Below are 19,878 nucleotides of genomic sequence, written 5' to 3'. Positions count from 1 at the left end.
CGGGTGCCGGGACTCCCGGTGGGCGGCCCGTGTGCCCGCCGTGCGTGGCCGAACATCCGGCGGTCGGACGGCGGTCATGACTGGCCCCGGGTCCGCTGGGCAACCATCCGTCGTGGACGCGGTCGACCAGGAGAGGGAGGGCCGGCGACGTGTGGGCGGGGGTCATGACGAGGCAGGCGCGAAGAGGCGGTCCCATGGCAGTGGGGGCTTCCCCGGCGGACACGGGAGACGCGGGAGACACGGGAGACGGCGACACGGGCGGCACGCGTGAGGCGCACCGGCTCAGACGCGAACTGACGCGCGCCGACCTCGCGGCGGTGCCCGAGGCGCGGCGTGAACTGCGCGCCCTGCTGCGGCACTGGGACCGGCCCGACCGGTCCGGCATAGCCGAACTGCTCACCAGCGAACTCGTCACCAACGCCCTGGTGCACACCGACGACGACGCGGTCCTCACCGCCGTCGTCTCCCCGCGCGGACTCCGCGTGGAGGTACGGGACTTCGTGGCCCGCGGACCGCGGATGCGCGCCGCGGACCCCGACGAGGACACCAACGGCCGGGGCCTGGTCCTGGTGCAGTCCCTCGCGGACGCCTGGGGGGTACGGGCGCACGAGGTGGGCAAGTCGGTGTGGTTCGAGCTGGGCGCCGAGGCCGCGTAGGCGGATACGGCGACGGGGCGGGGGCACGGTCCACCAGAACCGTGCCCCCGCCCCGTCGCCGCCGCTGTGCTCAACCGAACTGCTGCTCAAGGTCCTTCAGCTTGCGCTCCAGCGAGTCGAGCCGGGGCAGGGCCATCGTGTCGTCCTCCGCGGTGAGGTCGACGGTGACCGGTTCGCTGCCCTTGCGGACCGATTGCAGGGAGGGCCGCGAACGGGCGGTCAGCTTGTCCGCCGCCGCTATGGCGGGCTCCCCGGTCGCCGGGGCGGGGGCGCGGTCCATCTGCACCTCCACCGTCCGCGCGGGTGTCCGTCCCACGATGCCTCGGGCGCCTCGGGTGAGCGCCTTCAACTGGGCACGCTCCACGCGCTGCTGGTCGCGCCGGCGCTGCCGGGTCTCGATCTTCTCCCGCTTGTCGTCGCGCACCTCCTCGACCGCCTCGTCCAGGCTGCGCACGCCCTCCAGGAGCATGAGCGACCAGGCCCCGTAGGTCTCGCGGGGCGCCCGCACCCAGCGGACGATGCGGATCTGGGGCAGCGGACGCGGCACCAGACCCTGTTCACGCAGGGCCGCCCGGCGGGTCTGCTTCAGCGCCCGGTCGAACAGCACCGCCGCCGACAGGGACATGCCGGAGAAGAACTGCGGCGCCCCGTCGTGGCCGATCCCCCTGGGCGCGTGCACCCAGTTGAACCAGGCCGCGGCCGCGGCGAACATCCACACCAGCATCCGGGAACCCAGGGCGGCGTCGCCGTGGCTGGCCTCGCGCACGGCGAGGACCGAGCAGAACATGGCCGCGCCGTCCAGGCCGAACGGCACCAGGTACTGCCAGCCGTCGGTGAGCCCGAGGTTCTGCTCGCCGAATCCGACCAGGCCGTGGAAGGAGAGGGCCGCCGCGACCGCCGCACAGCAGAACAGCAGGACGTACGAGGCGGTTCCGTAGACGGCTTCCTTGCGCCTGCGGCGCTCCTCGCTGCGTTCCCAGGAGTCGTCGGAGCCCGCCTTCTCCCCGGAGGAGCGCTTGCCGCGCGCGAGCACCGCGATCGCCGCCGGCACGCCCAGGAGCAGCACGGCGCCCGGAAGCAGCCAGTTCAGCGATATGTCGGTCATTCGCATCAGGGGTCCCTTGCCTTGGGATAGGGCGTATCGCCCGTCATAGTGACCCATTCCCGGCGCCCGGCCGGGGATTTCGAGGCAACGGTCCGCCAAAGGGGCGCGAGGGCGGAGCGGTGGCGCTGTTTTGCTCGAACTGTCTGCTGCGAAGGGGTTGTTGAGTTCGATTAACGTCGCTCGAACGAGTGGTTCCGGCGGGCTCAGGCGGCCACGGCGGCGGTCAGCTTGGCGATCCGGTCGCTGTCGCAGGTGCGCGGGCAGGTGGCGCAGGTGTCCTCGGGGCGCAGCGTGTAGAACATGCAGCAGCTGACCCGGTCGCGGGTGGACAGCGGCTCGCCGGCCGGACCGGTCAGCTCACGGAAGGCGGCCGAGCCCGCGTACGGCCGGGTCGCGCCCGGCAGCAGCAGCTCCAGCTCGCGCATCGCGCGGTGCTCCTCGCCCTCGCCGAAGAGGGAGGCGAGGTACCACAGGCCCTCGACGATCTCGTCCGTCGCCATGCCCCACAGCGCGCGGCCGCGCCGCCGCATGCGCGGACCGAAGCCGCCCAGCACCGGTTCCAGGTGCTCGGCGACGGCCGCGCGCACCTCGGCCCGCAGCGCCTCCTCGTCGGCCATGACGACCGCCTCGGGCAGCCCGGCCGCCGGGTCGTCCGGCAGGCAGGCGAAGGTTCCCGGCCGTACGGTCATCCGGCCCTCGGTGCGGTGGTAGGCGACGTGGGCCGCGGGCAGCCGGGGTACGCGGCGGTGCAGGAACCAGGGGACGGTGATGAGCAGGCAGGCGGGCCAGGCGTAGCGGTGCAGCCCGAAGCTTGCGATGACGTCCGGGCGGGCGTGCTGACCGTAGTCCCGCAGCACCTGGGCGTCGTCCCACGCGAGGAAGGAGTCGAGCTGGGCGCCGCCCGCGGCGAGCCCGTCGGCGGTCACCCAGCCGTCGCCCGCGGGCAGGGTGTGCGCCGTGTCCTCCAGGACCGTCACGCTCAGTCCCGGATAGACCTCGCCGAGCCGGGCGTACGCTGCGGTGAGCGGCGAGGCCGTAGCGAGCATGACGGGACCACCGATCCTTCGAACACGGGGGCGGGCGTAGAGGTAAGGCTTACCTTACCCGTCTTTCCGGGAATTTGAACTGCCGCCTCCTGCGCCTAAGGTGCTTGACGGACATGTGACGGTCCGTCGTCCGTGTCAGGGGCCCGGCCCCAGGGCGGGGCGCCCCGAAGCCCCGGCCGCCGACCAGCCCGAGGAGGACCCGTGAAGCAGGGCCTGCACGACGTCTCCGGGACGGGGCTGCCCTGGCACGCCGCGCGGCCCGCCGCCACGCGGGTACCGGCCCAGTCCGGAGCCGCCGAGACCCGCGAGCGGGCCGACGGCACCTCCGGCGTACGGGGTGAGCACACGCACAGCGAGCCGCCGCTGCCCCGGCCGCGCGCGCTCGTGCAGCGGGCCTCGGTGCGCGGGCAGATCCTCGACGCGCTGCGCTCCGCGCTGACGACCGGCGAACTGTGCCCCGGCGAGGTCTATTCGGCACCGGTGCTCGGCGACCGCTTCGGGGTCTCGGCCACGCCGGTCCGTGAGGCCATGCAGCAGCTCGCGCTGGAGGGCGCCGTCGAGGTCGTCCCCAACCGGGGCTTCCGGGTGGTGCGGCGCGGCGCCCGCGAGCTGGCCGAGCTGGCCGAGGTGCGGGCGCTGCTCGAAGTCCCCGTCCTGCTGCGGCTGGCGCGTACCGTCCCGGCCGCCCGCTTCGCCGAGCTGCGCCCGCTCGCCGAGGACACGGCCCGCGCGGCCGCCTCCGGCTGTCCCGCCCGCTACGCCGAGGCCGACCGCGCCTTCCACCGCGCCCTCCTCGCCCTCGCGGGCAACGAACAACTCCTCCGCATCGCGGAAGACCTCCACCGCCGCGCCCAGTGGCCCCTGGTGGGCACCCCGCCCCGCCAGCACCGAGCCGTCCTGCTCCGGGACGCCGCCCAACACACCGCCCTGCTGGACGCGTTGGCCTCCGGCGAGCTGGATGTGGTGGCGGGACTCGTGGCGGAACATTTCGCGCAGCGGGACTGAGAACCGCCCTCAGGCCGTCGCCGCCCCCGGCGTTGGCGGGGTCAGGTGTTCCGCGAGCCAGGTGGGGACTCCGCCCAGGAGGCGGAAGAGGCGGCGGGCTTCTTCGCGGAGGCGGGAGGCTTCCGGTTCGGGTTCGGTCTCCGCGAGGGAGAACAGGGCGGGGGCCGTGCCCACCAGGTAGCCCAGTTCCTCGCGCAGGCGGAGGGACTCGGTGAAGCCGTGCCGGGCCTCGGCCAACTCGCCCTCGCGCAGGGCCAGTCCGGCGAGGTGACGCCAGGTGAAGGAGAGCAGGAGCGGGTCTGCCTGCGCGGTGGCGCCCGCGTGGGCCCGGCGGTAGGCCGCGCGGGCGGCCTGCGGGGAGTGGGTCAGGTTCTCGGCGAGCAGGCCCCGGCGGAAGTCCAGCAGGGCCCGCCCCGGCGCCCCCGGCGCGATCAGCGCCGCCGCCCGGCCCAGCGCGGCCCGCGCCTCGTCCGCCCGGTCCCGTACGCCGTGCAGCGTTGCGGCGTAGGCGAGCTGGCCGCGCTCGCAGGCGGCCGCCCCGCGCTCCTCGTCGCTGAGCGCCCGCGCCTCGGCGGTGCGCAGCGCGCCCTCGGCCGCCTCCCAGCCCCGCTCGGTGTACAGGCACCGCTCCACCAGCAGCGTGGCCCGCTGGAGCGTCGCCCTCGGGGTGTCCGTGGGCAGGAGGGCCGCCGCGTCGGCCCAGCAGGCCCGCGAGCGCAGCCGCCACACCGCGGTCTGGAGCGGATCGTCATCGGCGGTCGTTCCGTTACCAGACATGGCGGGATGCGCCACGTTGCCCTCCCCGAGCACGCCGTCGAGCTGTTGAGTGGTGGCGTGCATTCCAGCACCGATCACCGGGCCAGGCCAAGAGGGTGGGTGAAACTTTTCACAAAGTTGCGGAGGGGTGGCCGATTGGCCGCCGGGTGGCGCCGGAAGATCGAATTCGGTCCCCGGCACCGACCGCCGCTGATCACGGGCGTGGGGGTGTGCTCAGCCCACCCTCAGCCCACCCTCAGCTCATCCTCAGGGCGAGGAAGAAGTCGAGCTTGTCCTCCAGGCGGGAGAGGTCGCGGCCCGTCAACTGCTCGATGCGGCCCACCCGGTAGCGCAGGGTGTTGACGTGCAGATGGAGCCGGCCCGCGCACCGGGTCCAGGAGCCGTCGCAGTCGAGGAACGCCTCCAGCGTCGGGATCAGCTCGGCCCGGTGGCGGCGGTCGTACTCCGTGAGCGGGTCCAGCAGCCGGGCGGTGAAGGCGCGGCGCACGTCGTCCGGGACGAACGGCAGCAGCAGCACGTGCGACGCCAGTTCCTGGTGCCCGGCGGCGCACACCCGGCCGGGACGGGCCGCGGCGACCCGGCGGGCGTGCCGGGCCTCCTCCAGCGCCCCGCGCAGCCCCTCCGCCGAGTGCACCGCGGCGCTGACGCCCAGGGTGAGCCGTCCGTCGCCCTCCAGCCCCGCCGACAGCGCCTCGCGCACCGAGCGCAGCAGCGCGTCGGCGTGCAGGCCGGCCTCGGAGCCGTCGTGCTCGGCGGAGACGGCGGGCAGCGGCACCAGCGCCACGGCCTCGTCCCCGGTGTGCGCGACGGCGACCCGGTCGGCCGGCTCCGGGCCGGTGGCCAGCGGGTCGACGAGGACCTCCTCCAGCAGCGACTGGGCGACCGGCCCGCCCGCGACGGCGCCGTCCTCCCACTCGACACGGGCCACGACCACCTGCCAGTGCGGGGCCGCCCCGAGCCCCGGCAGCAACACGGGCGCGGCGACCCTCAGGCGCGCCGCGATCTCGGCGGGCGCCGCGCCGCTCTGCACCAGCTCCAGCACCTCCTGGGCGAGCCGGCGGCGCACCGTGCGGGCGGCGTCGCGCCGGTCCCGCTCGACGGCGATCAGCTGGGTGACGCCCTGGAGCAGGTCGAGCCGCTCCTCGGGCCACTCGGCGGCGTCCGCGTCGACGGCCAGCAGCCAGTCCGACAGCACCGTCTCGCGTACGTCCCGTACGGCCTGCGGGGCGCGGCCGGAGGAGCGGACCGGGAACAGGGAGTACGTGGTGCCCTCCAGCTGCACCCGGTGCGGTCCGCGCCGCCCGGTGCGTACGGCGGCGAGGTGCTCGGCGGCGAGCCGTGCGCAGGTGTCGGGGGGCAGCGCCGGGCCCGCGACCTTGGACCCGGCTATCAGGCGTCCGGTGGGGGAGAGCACCCAGGCGCGCAGGTCGAGGTCGCTGCCGAGCAGGTCGAGGACCACGTCCGGGCCGCCGCCCGCCGGGCCGGAGGTCATCATGCGCCGGTGCCGGTCCACCACGGCGGCCAGGTCACCGGCCCGCTCGCCGGAGACCTGGCGCACGACGTGCTCGGTGATGGTGGCGAAGGCCACCGACTCGTGCACGGCGAACAGCGGCATCCGGTGCTGGGCGCAGGCCAGCACCAGGTCCTCCGGCACGTCGCCCAGCTCGGCCTCCCCGGCCGCCAGGGCGGTGACCCCGGCCTGCACCAGGAGGCGGACGAACGGCTCGGAGTCGGCGGCGTCCCGGCGCCAGGCCAGGCCGGTGAGGACCAGTTCGCCGCCGGAGAGATAGCGGCTCGGGTCGCGCAGGTCGGTCGTCATGACCCCGCGGACCGTACGGTCCAGCTCGTCCTCGCCGCCGAGCAGCCGCAGCCCCAGCGCGTCGGTGTCCAGCAGTGCGCGCAGCCGCATCTCGTCGCCGCCGTTCTGTGTCGAAACTTCGCTTGATCCTGATGGGTGACGGAGGCGGAGCCGGTGCGGGGCGCGCGGGCCGTGCCCCGCACCTGCGGTGTCTCCTGTGTTTCACGGGGAAAACAGAGAGGTTGCCGATGGCCTTCGTTCATACGAATCTACAAGATGACCGCCGTGGCCAGCCAACTCCTTCGGGTTTTCGGTGACTGACCCCGTTGGAAGAACACCGGTGTACTGACTCCACGACCCCCGTGTCACGAGACGGAAGAAGAGAGCCGGCCATGGACTTCCTTCGCCCCGCCGGCTGGGAGGAGGCGCTCGCCGCGAAGGCCGAGCACCCCACCGCCGTGCCGATCGCCGGGGGCACCGATGTGATGGTGGAGATCAACTTCGACCACCGCCGCCCCACCCACCTCCTCGACCTCACCCGCATCGGCGAACTGGCCGAGTGGGAGACCGGCGCGGACACCGTACGGCTGGGCGCCTCCGTCCCGTACGCCCGGATCATGCGTCATCTGCGCGCCGAGCTGCCCGGTCTCGCGCTCGCCGCGCACACCGTCGCCTCCCCGCAGATCCGCAACCGGGGCGGCGTCGGCGGCAACCTCGGCACCGCCTCGCCCGCCGGTGACGCCCACCCGGCACTGCTCGCGGCCGGGGCCGAGGTCGAGGTGGAGTCGGCGGCGCGCGGCACCCGGCTCATCCCCATCGACGCCTTCTACACCGGGGTCAAGCGCAACGCCCTCCAGCCCGACGAACTGATCCGCGCCGTCCGGATCGCCAAGGCGGACGGCCCCCAGCAGTACTCCAAGGTCGGCACCCGCAACGCCATGGTCATCGCCGTCTGCGCCTTCGGCCTCGCCCTGCACCCCGAGACCCGTACCGTCCGCACCGGTATCGGCTCCGCCGCGCCCACCCCGATCCGGGCGGAGGTGGCCGAACAGTTCCTCGACTCGGCCTTGGAGGAAGGCGGGTTCTGGGAGAACGGGCAAGTCATCGCCCCCTCCGCCGTGAAGCAGTTCGCCGCCCTGTGCGCCGCCGCCTGCAACCCCATCGACGATGTGCGCGGTACCGCCGACTACCGCCGCCACGCGATCGGCGTGCTGGCCCGCCGCACGCTGATGTGGGCCTGGGAGTCGTACCGGGGAGAGCGCCGAGCCACCGAAGGAGCCGCGTGATGCGCGTCAGTCTGACCGTCAACGGACGCCCGCAGCAGGCCGACGACGTCTGGGAGGGCGAGTCCCTGCTCTACGTGCTGCGCGAACGCCTCGGCCTGCCCGGCGCCAAGAACGCCTGCGAACAGGGCGAGTGCGGGTCCTGCACCGTCCGCCTGGACGGCGAGCTGGTCTGCTCCTGTCTGGTCGCGGCGGGCCAGGCCGAGGGCCGCGACGTCGTCACCGTCGAGGGCCTGGCCGACCACGCGGAACGGCGCCGGACCGCCGCACCCGGCGTGGGCCTGGACGAGGCCCGCCGCTGGCAGCCGGTGCCGGGAGAGGGCGCCCAACTCGCGCCCATCCAGCAGGCGTTCATCGACGCGGGCGCCGTCCAGTGCGGCTTCTGCACCCCTGGTCTGCTGGTCGCCGCCGACGAACTCCTGGAGCAGAACCCGGAGCCCGCCGACGCTGACATCCGCGAAGCGCTCTCCGGCAACCTCTGCCGCTGCACCGGCTACGAGAAGATCATGGACGCGGTCCGCCTGGCGGCCGCCCGGCAGGCCGAGGAGGTCTGACATGCCCCGAACCGGACCGGCCGGCGTCCCCACGAAACTCACCCAGGGCACCGGGACCGCAGGCGGCATCGGCGAGTCCACGCTGCGCCCCGACGGCATCCTCAAGGTCACCGGCGAGTTCGCCTACTCCTCCGATCTGTGGCACGAGGACATGCTCTGGGGCCATCTGCTGCGCTCCACCGTCGCCCACGCCGAGATCGTGTCCATCGACACCTCCGAGGCCCTGGCCCTGCCCGGCGTGCACGCCGTCCTGACCTACGACGACCTGCCCGCCGACGTGCGCACCTACGGCCTGGAGATCCAGGACACCCCGGTCCTCGCCCACGGCAAGGTCCGCCACCACGGCGAACCCGTCGCCGTCGTCGCCGCCGACCACCCCGAGACCGCCCGCCGGGCAGCCGCCAAGATCCGCGTCGAGTACCGCGAACTGCCGGTCATCACCGACGAGTCGTCCGCCACGGCCCCCGACGCGGTCCTGGTCCACGAGGGCCGCACGGACCACCACGCCCCCTACGTGTCCCACCCCAACATCCTGCACCGCCAGCCCATCGTGCGCGGCGACGCGGCCGCGGCCGCCGCGCGGGCCGATGTGATCGTGCGCGGCGAGTACACCTTCGGCATGCAGGACCAGGCGTTCCTCGGCCCCGAGTCCGGGCTCGCCGTCCCCGAGGAGGACGGCGGGGTCCACCTCTACATCGCCACCCAGTGGCTCCACTCCGACCTGCGCCAGATCGCCCCCGTCCTGGGCCTGCCCGAGGACAAGGTGCGGATGACGCTCGCCGGGGTCGGCGGCGCGTTCGGCGGCCGCGAGGACCTGTCGATGCAGATCCACGCCTGCCTGCTGGCCCTGCGCACCGGCAGGCCGGTGAAGATCGTCTACGACCGCTTCGAGTCCTTCTTCGGCCATGTCCACCGCCACCCGGCCAAGCTGACCTACGAGCACGGCGCGACCAGGGACGGCCTGCTCACCCATGTGAAGTGCCGGATCGTCCTGGACGGCGGCGCCTACGCCTCCGCCTCCCCGGCCGTGGTCGGCAACGCCGCCTCCCTCGGCATCGGGCCGTACAACGTGGACCACGTCGACATCGAGGCCCTCGCGCTCTACACCAACAACCCGCCCTGCGGGGCCATGCGCGGCTTCGGCGCGGTCCAGGCGTGCTTCGCCTACGAGGCCCAGATGGACAAGCTGGCCAGGGAACTCGGCCTGGACCCGGTGGAGTTCAGGCAGCGCAACGCGATGGAACAGGGCAGCACCCTCCCCACCGGGCAGGTGGTCGACTCGCCCGCGCCGGTCGCCGAACTCCTGCGCCGCGTCAAGGCGATGCCGCTGCCGCCCGAGCGCCAGTGGGAGTCCAGTGAGGGCGCCGACGTACGGCAGTTGCCCGGCGGCCTCTCCAACACCACGCACGGCGAAGGCGTCGTCCGCGGGATCGGCTACGCGGTCGGCATCAAGAACGTCGGCTTCTCCGAGGGGTTCGACGACTACTCCACCGCCAGGGTCCGCATGGAGGTCGTAGCCGGGGAACCGGTCGCCGTCGTGCACACCGCGATGGCGGAGGTCGGCCAGGGCGGAGTCACCGTGCACGCCCAGATCGCCCGCACCGAACTCGGCGTGGAGAAGGTCACCATCCAGCCCGCCGACACCCGTGTGGGCAGCGCCGGTTCGACCTCCGCCTCCCGGCAGACGTACGTCACCGGCGGCGCCGTCCGTAACGCCTGCGCGCTGGTGCGGGAACGGGTGCTGGAGATCGGGCGCCGCAAGTTCGGTACGTACCACCCGGCTTGGGCCACGGCCGAACTCCTGCTGGAGCGCGGCAAGGTGGTCACCGACGGCGGTGAAGTCCTCGCCGGTCTCGCCGATGTGCTGGAGGGCGAGAGCGTCGAGATCGAGCGGGAGTGGCGGCACCGCCCGACCCAGCCCTTCGACCGGCACACCGGCCAGGGCGACGGACACGTGCAGTACTCCTTCGCCGCGCACCGAGCCGTGGTCGAGGTCGACACCGAACTGGGCCTCGTCAAGGTGGTCGAGCTGGCCTGCGCCCAGGACGTCGGCAAGGCCCTCAACCCGCTCTCCGTGCTCGGCCAGATCCAGGGCGGCACCGTGCAGGGCCTCGGCGTCGCGGTGATGGAGGAGATCCTCGTGGACCCGGTGACGGCGAAAGTACGCAACCCGTCCTTCACCGACTATCTGATCCCGACCATCCTCGACACCCCGACCATCCCGGTCGACGTCCTCGAACTCGCCGACCACCACGCCCCCTACGGACTGCGGGGCGTCGGCGAGGCCCCCACCCTGTCGTCCACCCCGGCCGTGCTCGCCGCCATCCGCGCGGCGACCGGACTCGAGCTGAACCGCACCCCGGTACGGCCCGAGCACCTCACCGGCACGGCATGAGACCGGCTCGCGCGATCCGTCAGGAGGCCACCGGATGCTGGACATCGCCGGCGAACTGAACGAATGGGCCGCGCAGGGCCGTGACTTCGCGGTCGCCACCGTGGTCGCCGTCAGCGGCAGCGCCCCGCGCCGACCCGGCGCCGCCCTCGCGGTCGACGCCGAGGGCACAGCCGTCGGCTCGGTCTCCGGCGGCTGCGTGGAGGGCGCGGTGTACGAGCTGTGCCAACAGGCACTGGCGGACGGCCGGCCCGTGCTGGAGCGCTTCGGGTACGACGACGAGGACGGCCTCGGCACCGGGCTGACCTGCGGCGGAACCATCGACGTGCTGGTGGTGCCGGTCCGCGCCGACAGTCAGGACCGGCCGGTGCTCGCCACCGCGCTGGCCGCCGCCGCGAGCGGCGGGGCGGTGGCGCTCGCCCGGATCGTGACGGGCCCGCCCGGCCTCCTCGGCGGCGCCCTGCTCGTCCACGGCGACGGCACCCGGCACGGCGGCTTCGGCGGCCACCCCGAACTGGACCGTACGATCGCCGCCGAGGCCGCCGCCTTCCTGGACGCGGGCCGCACCGGCACCGTGGAGGTGGGCGAACGCGGCGCGCGCTGCGGCTCCCCGGTCACCGTCCTGATCGAGTCTGCCGTTCCCCCGCCCCGGATGATCGTGTTCGGCGCCGTCGACTTCGCGGCCGCGCTGGTCCGCGTCGGCAAGTTCCTCGGCCACCACGTCACGGTGTGCGACGCCCGGCCGGTGTTCACCACCCGCGCCCGGTTCCCCGAGGCCGACGAGGTCGTGGTCGACTGGCCGCACCGCTACCTGGAGCGCACCGCGACCGACGCCCGCACGGTGCTGTGCGTCCTCACCCACGACCCCAAGTTCGACGTACCGCTGCTGTGCCTCGCCCTGCGCCTGCCGGTGGCCTACGTCGGCGCGATGGGCTCCCGCCGCACCCACCTCGACCGGCTGGAGCGGCTGCGCGAGGCGGGCGTCACGGACCGCCAACTGGCCGGGCTGCGCTCGCCGATCGGGCTCGACCTCGGCGCCCGCACCCCGGAGGAGACGGCACTGTCCATCGCGGCGGAGATCGTCGCCGCCCGGCGCGGCGGCACCGGCATCTCCCTGACCGGCGCGCACACCCCGATCCACCACGACGTGCCCGTACGGGTGGGGTCACCGGCCTGAGAGCACGCGGAAAACCGGTTACGGCCCGTGCGGCGGGCGTGCTTGCATGACGGCATGCTCCCCGCCGACCGGCTTCTGGCCTTCGCCGCGCTGTCCCTGCTGCTGATCGTGGTGCCCGGCCCGAGCGTCCTGTTCGTCATCGGCCGGGCGCTCGCCCACGGCCGCCGGGCGGCCCTCACCACCGTCGTCGGGAACACGCTGGGCGCCTATGTGCTCGTCGCGGCCGTGGCGCTCGGCGTCGGGTCGGTCGTGGAGCGCTCGGTCCTCGCCTTCACCGCGCTCAAGCTCGCGGGCGCCGCCTACCTGGTGTACCTCGGGGTCACGGCGTGGCGCGGGCGCGGCTCGCTGCGGGCCGCGTTCACCGGGGACGCCCCGGCGCACAGCGGGCCGCGCACCCTGTGGGACGGGTTCGCGGTCGGGGTGGCCAACCCCAAGACGATCGTGTTCTTCGCCGCCGTCCTGCCCCAGTTCACCGACCCCGCCCAGGGCCGGGTGCCGCTCCAGATGCTGCTGCTCGGGCTGGTGTTCAACGTCATCGCGCTCGCCTGCGACAGCGCGTGGGGGCTGGCCGCCTCGGCCGCTCGGGAGTGGTTCGCCCGCTCACCGGGCCGCCTGGCCGCGGTCGGCGGCGCGGGCGGGCTCGCCATGATCGGGCTCGGGGTGACGGTCGCGGTCACCGGCCGTACGGACTGAGGCGCCGGCTCACTCGCGCCTGAGCAGCCCGTTCACCGCGCGCCCGAACATGGACTGGGCGGCGCCCGTCACCACACCGTCGAAGGCGCGCGGCAGGAACGACACGCGCAGTTCCTCCCGCCACAGCACGCGGGTCCGCCCGCCGGGCCCCGGCCGTACCTCGATCTCCGCCCAGCCGAGGACCACCCGGCCACGCTTCTCCAGTCGGCACAGCCCCGGTTCGTCGTCCAGCGGCGGACACCACACGGTGACCTCCATCGGATCGTCGACGACCAGCGGGCCCACGCCCGAACGGGCCAGGATGCGGGTGCCCACATGGGTCGGCGGGGGCGTGGTCACCGTCATCCGGGTGAGCGGCACCACGTCGCCGTGCCGGGGCCAGTCGGTGAGTCGGCGCCAGGTCTCGTCGAGCGAGAGCGGGACCGTGCGTTCGAGCGTGAAGAGAGACACGCCACGATCGTAGGTAATCGCCGTCCGCCACCTGGGGGTTCACCCCGGCGGGTCACCTGCCCGGCGGATGGACCGGAGTGCCACCGGCGCGCGCGGGGCCGCGCACGCCCACCGGCGCGCCCCCGGGAGCGCCCCTTACGGGCATTGGATAGGGAGGCGCTGCGGGCCGCTCGTGGTGGCTCGCAGCGCCCCCCTGGTCATGCACCCGAGCGTGCTCGGGAAATCTTCCGGGTCACGAGTTGACCTGTGCGGTCACCAGGCTGGAGAAGGTGGTCAGCCGGGTGTAGACCCCCGGGTAACCGGCCTCCGCGCAGCCCTCGCCCCAGGAAGTGATCCCTGCCAGGACGCCCCCGATGATCAGGGGACCGCCGCTGTCGCCCTGGCAGGTGTCGACGCCACCGGAGGTGAGTCCGGCGCAGACCATGTCGGACTGGACGAAGTCCGAACCGTAGGAGGTACGGCAGCTGGAGTCGGACACCGTCGGAACGGTCGCGGTCCGCAGCTGGTTGGAGGAGCTGCCGTTCTCCGAGGTGGTGCCCCAGCCGAGAATGCGGGCCGTGGTGCCGGCCGCGTAGACGCTGGTCTGGGAGGAGGAGACGTAGGACACCGGGGTGTACGGCATCGACGTCGACAGGGTCAGCACGGCCACGTCGTCGCCGCGGGTGGCGTCCGTGTAGTCCGGGTTGATCCAGATCTTGCTGACGCGGCTCACCGTGCCGTTGGTGCCGTTCAGATAGGTGCGGCCACCGACCACCCGGACGCTGCTCGTCGACTCGCCGACCATGCAGTGCGCCGCCGTGACCACCTTCTTGGCGGACACCAGGGTGCCGCCGCAGAACTGGCTGCCGGACGCGTCCGTGATCTGCATGACGTACGGGTACGCGGTCGTGGTGGTGGTCGTGCCGCCCACGATGGGCTGGGGCGCGGCGCTCGCCGCGGGGGCGGCCACGAGCGCGGTCGCCGCGGCGGCGGCGGTGGCCAGCACGGTCGCGGCGGTCTTTCTGGCACGTCTGAGCCCGAACATGAGTCTCCTCAGTGGGGGTTGCCGGTGGGGGTCGCGCGGGTGTGGGGGTGGTGCACGGGGACGGGGCACCCCCGACTCCGGTGGAGCGGAGAGCGGAAGGAACCCGAACCCGTGTGCCCGGCGAGCGGCACGCCCCTCACGCTAGGACCCGGAACTCCCGCCTCCCAATGAGGGAACCCCCTAGGGGGTCAGGGGAGGGAAAACCCTCGGTCCGGCTCAGTTAACCGGGGGCGCCGTCACTTCGCGCGGCGACCTGCGGCCAATCGGACGATGTCCACCCGTGAGCGGATACCCAGCTTCCGGTAGACCCGTGTCAGGGTCGCCTCCACCGTCTTCACGCTCACGAACAGCCGTGCGGCTATCTCCCGGTTGGTGGCGCCCTCCATCACCAGCGCGGCCACCTGACGCTCCATCGCGGCCAGCCCCGCCAGCGCGTCCAGCGCCTCCGGGGCGTCCGGCACCAGCACCGGCGGCGCGGGCTCGGGCGCGGTACGGGCCTCGTCCACCTGGCGCAGCCACGGCAGCGCCCGGCAGCGCCGGAACAGCCGGGTCGCCTCGTCGTACGCCGTGCCCCTCTTGCGGGCCCCCTCGGGGGAGCGGGCGCGCAGCTGGGCCAGGGCGAACGCGGCGCGGGCCGCCTCAAGACCGTAGCCCAGCTCAGTGAGCCGGTCCTGAGCGGACGTCAGCCGGGTCAGGGCCCCCTCCCGGTCGCCGCGGGCCGCCCGCACCACGGCCTCCGCCCGGTCCAGGACGGCGAGCACGCTCGCCCGGCCGAGCCGCTCGGCATGCTCGCGGCTGGTGTCGATGAGGTCCTGCGCCTCGGCCGGTTCACCGATCCGGACCAGCGCCTCCGCGAGATCGCCGTGCCAGCGGCCGCGCGCCGGGTCGGTGATGCCGAGGTCCTGCTCCAGACGGCGTACCCGGCGCAGCGAACGGACCGTGCCCGCCGCGTCCCCGGCCACCAACTGGGCGTACCCGAGCGCGGCGAGCGCCCGCGACAGATACATCTGGTCGCCGTCCTGCTCGGCGTGCTGCACCGCCTCGCGGGCCAGCGCCAGCGCCCGTTCCACGTCCCCGCCGGACGCCTCGGCCAGCGAGGTCAGCATCGCGGAGGCGGTCTCCCCGATCCCCGAGTCCCGCGCCAGCCGCAGGCCCTCGCGGGCCAGTTCCAGGGCGCGGCCGCAGTGCCCGGCGTGCAGCTCGGTCTCCGCGAGTCCGCGCAGGAAGTGCACCTCGCTCTCCACCGAGCCGCGCCGCCGCACCTCGCCCAGCAGCGCGGTCACCGTGCCGCGCGCCTCGGTCAGCCGGTCGCCCATGATCAGCCAGCGGAACCGGGCGCTGCCCGCACCGTTGTGATGGCACGCCACCGAGGCGTCCTGCGGCTCGCGCAGGGCCCGCTTGATGGTGTGGGGCGCCTCCGGATGGCCCATCAGGGTCTCCGTCTGCGCCTGGAAGGCGAGGGCGAGCAGCTCGGTGCGCCGGTCGCCGCCGTGCGCGGCCAGCGCCGCCGCGTGCGCGGCGGCCGTACGGGCCTCGGTGAAGTCGCCCTGCACGATGAGCGCGCGCCAGGCCAGCTGGTAGTTGACCAGGGCCAGCAGCCGGGGGTCCTGCCCGGCGTCGGCCAGCGCCTGCGGGAAGACGGCGTCGACCTCGGCCATGGTGTGGCCGGCGGTGTCGATGACGACGATCCAGGCCCGCACCCGTTCGGCGGGCACGGCGGTACGGCTCAGCACCTCGCGGGCGATGTCACGGGCCAGGTCGACCTCGCCCGCCGTGATCGCGTCCTCGGCGGCCGTGAGCCGCCGCTCCTCCGGGCCGGGCACGCCGTCGGCGGGGGTGCGGCGCGCGGCCAGCAGGCCGAGCTGGGCGGCGACGGAGGGCGCGCCCCGGTCGCGGGCCAGCGTCGCGGCCCCGGCGAGCCTCGCCGCCACCTCCGGGTCGGCGCCGGTGGTGGCGAGCGCCAGGTGCCGGGCGCGCTCGATCGGGTCGGAGGCGGCGGTGGACAGCGCGGCGTGCGCGGCCCGCCGCTCCGGCGCCGGCGCCTCCGCGTACAGGGCGGCGGAGATGAGGGGGTGCGCGAACCGTACGGCCGGGGCCTCCGGCTCGGTGGCGAGCAGGCCGAGTTCGGCGGCCTGGGCGCACTCCGCCTCGGCGTTCTCCCGGCCGGCCGCGTGCAGCAGGGCCGGGGTGGGGCGGGCGCCCGCGCTGGCCACCAGCAGGGTGCGGCGGGCCTCCACCGAGAGCATGTCCAGCCGGCTGAGCACCAGGGCGCGCAGCGAGGTCGGCACCGGCAGCGGCTCGCCGGGCCGGGGCGGGGTCGGGCTGTCGGCGAGCGCGCGGCTCAGCTCCAGCGCGAACAGCGGGTTGCCGCCGCTGGTGCGGTGGATCTCGCGGACCGTGGACCGGGGCAGCGCGCCGTGCCCCCGGTGGTCGAGCAGCCGGGCCACCTGGGCGCGGTTGAGCGGGCCCAGCCGGACGGCGGCCGTGTCCGGCGGACAGGCGCGCAGCTGGCGGTCGTACTCCTGGCTCTCCGGGCCCTCGGTGCGTACCGCGCACAGCAGTTGCACCGGGGTGCCCTCCAGACGGCGGGCGGCGAAGCCGAGCAGTTCGGCGCTGGCCGGGTCCAGCCACTGGAGGTCGTCGGCGACGACCAGGACCGGGCCGCGGGCGGCGAGGGCGCGCAGCGCGGAGAGCACCGCCAGACGCAGCGCGAGGCCGTCGCGCTGGAGGCTGGACTCGCCCCGGCCGGTGAGCGCCGACTCCAGCGCGGTCAGCTGGGCCGAGGGGAGGTGCGGCGCGATCTCGTCCAGGACCAGCCCGAGGAGGTCGGCCAGGGCGAGGAAGGGCAGATGCGATTCGGACTCGGTCGCCGAGCAGCGCAACACGGTGTGCGCGGTGGCGCCGTATTCCTCGGCCAATGCCCGCAGGAAGGTCGATTTCCCTATTCCGGCCGGGCCGTGCACCAGCACACTGCCGCCCGAGGCGAGCTGTTCCTTCGCGTCGGCGAACAGTTCCTCGCGGCCGATGAGCAGGTCGGGGCGGCATCGGGCAGGCTCCTGGAAGTCCCGTCGCACGGTTCGCCCGCTCCCCTCGTGTGTCGTGTCCGGGCCAAATTCTAGGCAACGGAGCCCGGAATTCGGTGAGAAGTCGTGGTGAGGGAAATAACAGCCCGTCAAGCATCGGGAAATTCAAAGCGGGCCTATGTGAATGGCATGTTTCGGCGGCGGTTGCCAGAGCCGGCCGGAGCGGCCGGCGGCGGCCCCTAGGGGAGGACCCCGGCCCGGCGAGCCGCCGTCACCGCCTCCCCCCGGGTGTGCGCGCCCAGCTTCCGCATCGCCGCGCGCAGATAGCCCTTCACCGTCTCCGGGCGCAGGCCCAGCCGGTCGGCGACGGCCGCGTTGGTCGCGCCGGTCGCCACCCACGTCAGCACGTCCAGCTCGCGCGGGGCCAGCGCCGGGCTGCCACCCGTAGGGGGCGCGGTCAGCAGGTCGCAGGCCGCCAGCAGTTCGGCGCGCAGCTCAGGGTCCGCGATGCGCGGGGCCAGCGCCCGCAACGCCGCGTGCGCCTCCCGTACGTGCTCCTGCCCGGCCCCCGGCTCCGGTACGGCTGCCGCAGTGGGCCGGAGCGCGGCCAGCAGTCCCCGCGCCTCGCCCCGTACCGCGAGCGCCCGCTCGACCTCCCGCGCCGCCGCCACCGCCCCGTCCAGCACCCGGTCGCCCAGCGGCTGAGCGGTGCGCAGCGCGCCGTACAGCACCCCGCGCACCCGGTGCCGCACCACCAGCGGCACCGCGAGCACCGAGCGCAGGCCCTCGGCGGCCACCGGGGCGTCGTACTCGTGGCTGATCCGCCGGGAGCCGGCGTAGTCCGGCACCGCGCACGCCCGGCCCAGCGCCACCGCCCTGCCGCCGAGCCCGGTGCCGGAGGTCACCACCAGCGAGCGCAGCGCCCCGGTCTCGGTGCCGCTCAGTTCGCTGATCCGGATCTGCGCCGCGCCGGGGCCGACCGCTCCGCCGAACGCGACCGGCAGTCCCGTCGCCCGCCGCAGCCCGGCCAGCGCACCCCGAATCTCCGCCGTCGCCACGGCATCTGCTGCCACCTTCTCGCTCCTTCGTGCCGCCACCCCCGTTCGGGGGTGGTGAGACCCGCATCACGGATTAGACGATGGGGGAGAGCCGCCCGGCAATGGTCCGGGACGCGGGAGTGCACCCGGTGGTGGACGACCGCGGCAGCGAGGAGGAGACGGATGACGACCCCGACGGAGCTGTTCCGCAGCGCCCGCGATTTCCTGCTGGAGCACCGGGAGGACTACCCAGCCGCCTACGAGGGCTTCCGCTGGCCCGAGTTCGAGCACTTCAACTGGGCGCTGGACTGGTTCGACGTGATCGCGGACGGCAACGACCGCACCGCCCTGCACATCGTCGAGGAGGACGGCACCGAGACCCGGCTCTCCTTCGCCGAACTGGCCGACCGCTCGGCACGGGTGGCCAACCACCTGCGCGCGAGGGGCGTCGGCGCCGGGGACCGCATCCTCGTCATGCTCGGCAACCAGGCCGAGCTGTGGGAGACCATGCTCGCCGCGATGAAGCTGCGCGCCGTGGTCATCCCGGCCACCCCGCTGCTCGGCCCCGCCGACCTGCGCGACCGGGTCGAGCGCGGCGAGGTCGGTCATGTCATCGCGCGCGCCGAGGACACCGCCAAGTTCGCCGAGGTCCCCGGCACCTACACCCGGATCTCGGTCGGCGGCCTGCCCGAGGAGGCGTGGGAGCCGTACGAGGACGCCTACGCGGTCCCCGCCGGGTTCCTCCCCGACGGGCCGACCCTCGCCGACGACCCGCTGATGCTGTACTTCACCTCCGGGACGACCGCCCGCCCCAAGCTGGTCGAGCACACCCACACCTCGTACCCGGTCGGCCATCTCGCCACCCTGTACTGGATCGGGCTCAAGCCCGGCGACGTGCACCTCAACATCTCCTCGCCCGGCTGGGCCAAGCACGCCTGGTCCAACCTGTTCGCACCCTGGAACGCCGAGGCGACCGTCTTCGTCGTCAACTACTCCCGCTTCGACGCCGCCCGGCTGATGGCCGAGATGGACCGGGCCCAGGTCACCACCTTCTGCGCGCCGCCCACCGTGTGGCGGATGCTCATCCAGGCCGACCTGACCCAGCTCGCCACCCCGCCCCGCGAGGCCGTCGCCGCCGGGGAACCGCTCAACCCCGAGGTGGTCGAACAGGTCCGCCGGGCCTGGGGCGTCACCGTCCGGGACGGCTTCGGACAGACCGAGACCGCCGTACAGATCTCCAACAGCCCCGGCCAGGAGCTGCGTTCCGGCTCCATGGGGCGGCCCAGCCCCGGCTACCGCATCGAACTCCTCGACCCGGTCACCGGCGCCCCCGGCGCCACCGAGGGCGAGATCGCGCTCGACCTCTCCGCGCGGCCCGTCGGCCTGATGACCGGCTACCACGGCGACCCCGACCGCACCGCCGAGGCGATGGCCGACGGCTACTACCGCACCGGCGACATCGGTTCCCGGGACGCCGACGGATACGTCTATTACACGGGGCGCGGCGACGACGTCTTCAAGGCCAGCGACTACAAGATCAGCCCCTTCGAGCTGGAGAGCGCGCTGCTGGAGCACGAGGCGGTGGCCGAGGCGGCCGTCGTCCCCGCGCCCGACGAACTCCGGCTCGCGGTACCGAAGGCGTACGTCGTGCTCGCCGAGGGCTGGGAGCCCGGACCCGGCACCGCCAAGGCGCTCTTCGAGCACTCCCGCGAGGTGCTCGCGCCCTACAAGCGGCTGCGCAGGCTGGAGTTCGGGCCGCTGCCCAAGACCGTCTCCGGCAAGATCCGCCGCATCGAGCTGCGCGAGGCCACGGCCGCGGGCTCGGCGGACGAGTACCGCGAGGAGGACTTCCGGTGAC

16 protein-coding genes are annotated in these 19,878 nt (G+C 74.2%); 8 read left to right on the top strand and 8 right to left on the bottom strand.

The features are described 5' to 3' along the window. Window positions 1-194 precede the first annotated feature (194 nt). On the top strand, window positions 195-656 hold the full coding sequence (locus ACIGA3_RS08055) for an ATP-binding protein (protein WP_399711663.1): 462 nt from the start codon (window positions 195-197) through the stop codon (window positions 654-656). A gap of 70 nt (window positions 657-726) precedes the next feature. On the opposite strand, the gene ACIGA3_RS08050 is transcribed toward ACIGA3_RS08055, so the two are convergent. After that, window positions 727-1,767 (bottom strand): DUF2637 domain-containing protein, encoded by a 1,041-nt coding sequence (locus tag ACIGA3_RS08050; protein ID WP_399711661.1) that lies wholly within the window; start codon window positions 1,765-1,767, stop codon window positions 727-729. A gap of 197 nt (window positions 1,768-1,964) precedes the next feature. Further along, on the bottom strand, window positions 1,965-2,807 hold the full coding sequence (locus ACIGA3_RS08045; RefSeq protein WP_399711659.1) for a (2Fe-2S)-binding protein: 843 nt from the start codon (window positions 2,805-2,807) through the stop codon (window positions 1,965-1,967). A 201-nt stretch (window positions 2,808-3,008) separates the two neighbouring features. On the opposite strand from ACIGA3_RS08045, the gene ACIGA3_RS08040 reads away from it, so the two are divergent. Next, window positions 3,009-3,812, top strand: coding sequence for a GntR family transcriptional regulator (locus tag ACIGA3_RS08040; RefSeq protein WP_399711657.1), 804 nt, complete (start codon window positions 3,009-3,011; stop codon window positions 3,810-3,812). Between the two features lie 9 nt (window positions 3,813-3,821). Here ACIGA3_RS08040 and ACIGA3_RS08035 read toward each other — a convergent pair whose 3' ends face one another. Further along, complete coding sequence (locus tag ACIGA3_RS08035; RefSeq protein ID WP_399712499.1) at window positions 3,822-4,589, bottom strand: hypothetical protein; 768 nt, start codon at window positions 4,587-4,589, stop codon at window positions 3,822-3,824. Between the two features lie 235 nt (window positions 4,590-4,824). Further along, window positions 4,825-6,498 (bottom strand): PucR family transcriptional regulator, encoded by a 1,674-nt coding sequence (locus ACIGA3_RS08030; RefSeq protein WP_399711655.1) that lies wholly within the window; start codon window positions 6,496-6,498, stop codon window positions 4,825-4,827. A gap of 281 nt (window positions 6,499-6,779) precedes the next feature. Here ACIGA3_RS08030 and ACIGA3_RS08025 point away from each other — a divergent pair, with 281 nt between their 5' ends. Genes ACIGA3_RS08025 through ACIGA3_RS08005 form a run of 5 tightly spaced genes read left to right on the top strand, consistent with a single transcriptional unit; the run spans window position 6,780 to window position 12,486 of the window. Next, complete coding sequence (locus ACIGA3_RS08025; protein ID WP_399711653.1) at window positions 6,780-7,673, top strand: FAD binding domain-containing protein; 894 nt, start codon at window positions 6,780-6,782, stop codon at window positions 7,671-7,673. Then, window positions 7,673-8,224, top strand: a complete 552-nt coding sequence (locus tag ACIGA3_RS08020; protein WP_399711651.1) for a (2Fe-2S)-binding protein — start codon at window positions 7,673-7,675, stop codon at window positions 8,222-8,224. Before ACIGA3_RS08025 ends, ACIGA3_RS08020 begins: the two co-directional genes overlap by 1 nt. Window position 8,225: 1 nt before the next feature. Then, a complete protein-coding gene (gene pucD / locus ACIGA3_RS08015; RefSeq protein ID WP_399711649.1) occupies window positions 8,226-10,619 on the top strand; it encodes a xanthine dehydrogenase subunit D in 2,394 nt (797 codons plus the stop codon). A 34-nt stretch (window positions 10,620-10,653) separates the two neighbouring features. Continuing rightward, window positions 10,654-11,793 carry an XdhC family protein gene (locus ACIGA3_RS08010; protein WP_399711647.1) on the top strand — a complete coding sequence of 380 codons (1,140 nt, stop codon included), beginning with the start codon at window positions 10,654-10,656 and terminating at the stop codon, window positions 11,791-11,793. 54 nt (window positions 11,794-11,847) lie between these two features. Then, on the top strand, window positions 11,848-12,486 hold the full coding sequence (locus ACIGA3_RS08005; protein WP_399711645.1) for a LysE family translocator: 639 nt from the start codon (window positions 11,848-11,850) through the stop codon (window positions 12,484-12,486). Window positions 12,487-12,495: 9 nt separating this feature from the next. Here the strand turns inward: ACIGA3_RS08005 and ACIGA3_RS08000 are convergent, their stop codons facing one another. From ACIGA3_RS08000 to ACIGA3_RS07985, 4 genes are all read right to left on the bottom strand, one after another. After that, window positions 12,496-12,936, bottom strand: a complete 441-nt coding sequence (locus ACIGA3_RS08000) for an SRPBCC family protein (protein ID WP_399711643.1) — start codon at window positions 12,934-12,936, stop codon at window positions 12,496-12,498. A gap of 232 nt (window positions 12,937-13,168) precedes the next feature. Beyond that, on the bottom strand, window positions 13,169-13,960 hold the full coding sequence (locus ACIGA3_RS07995) for a S1 family peptidase (RefSeq protein ID WP_399711641.1): 792 nt from the start codon (window positions 13,958-13,960) through the stop codon (window positions 13,169-13,171). Between the two features lie 236 nt (window positions 13,961-14,196). Then, window positions 14,197-17,034: an ATP-binding protein gene (locus tag ACIGA3_RS07990; protein WP_399711639.1), complete on the bottom strand. Its 2,838-nt coding sequence runs from the start codon at window positions 17,032-17,034 to the stop codon at window positions 14,197-14,199. A gap of 188 nt (window positions 17,035-17,222) precedes the next feature. Continuing rightward, window positions 17,223-18,056: a LuxR C-terminal-related transcriptional regulator gene (locus ACIGA3_RS07985; RefSeq protein ID WP_399711637.1), complete on the bottom strand. Its 834-nt coding sequence runs from the start codon at window positions 18,054-18,056 to the stop codon at window positions 17,223-17,225. Between the two features lie 147 nt (window positions 18,057-18,203). Here ACIGA3_RS07985 and ACIGA3_RS07980 point away from each other — a divergent pair, with 147 nt between their 5' ends. Then, complete coding sequence (locus ACIGA3_RS07980; RefSeq protein WP_399711636.1) at window positions 18,204-19,877, top strand: AMP-binding protein; 1,674 nt, start codon at window positions 18,204-18,206, stop codon at window positions 19,875-19,877. Window position 19,878: the final 1 nt, after the last annotated feature.

Source organism: Streptomyces sp. NPDC085596 (assembly GCF_044541565.1).
Lineage (GTDB): Bacteria > Actinomycetota > Actinomycetes > Streptomycetales > Streptomycetaceae > Streptomyces.
This window is presented reverse-complemented; position numbering and strand designations above follow the sequence as displayed.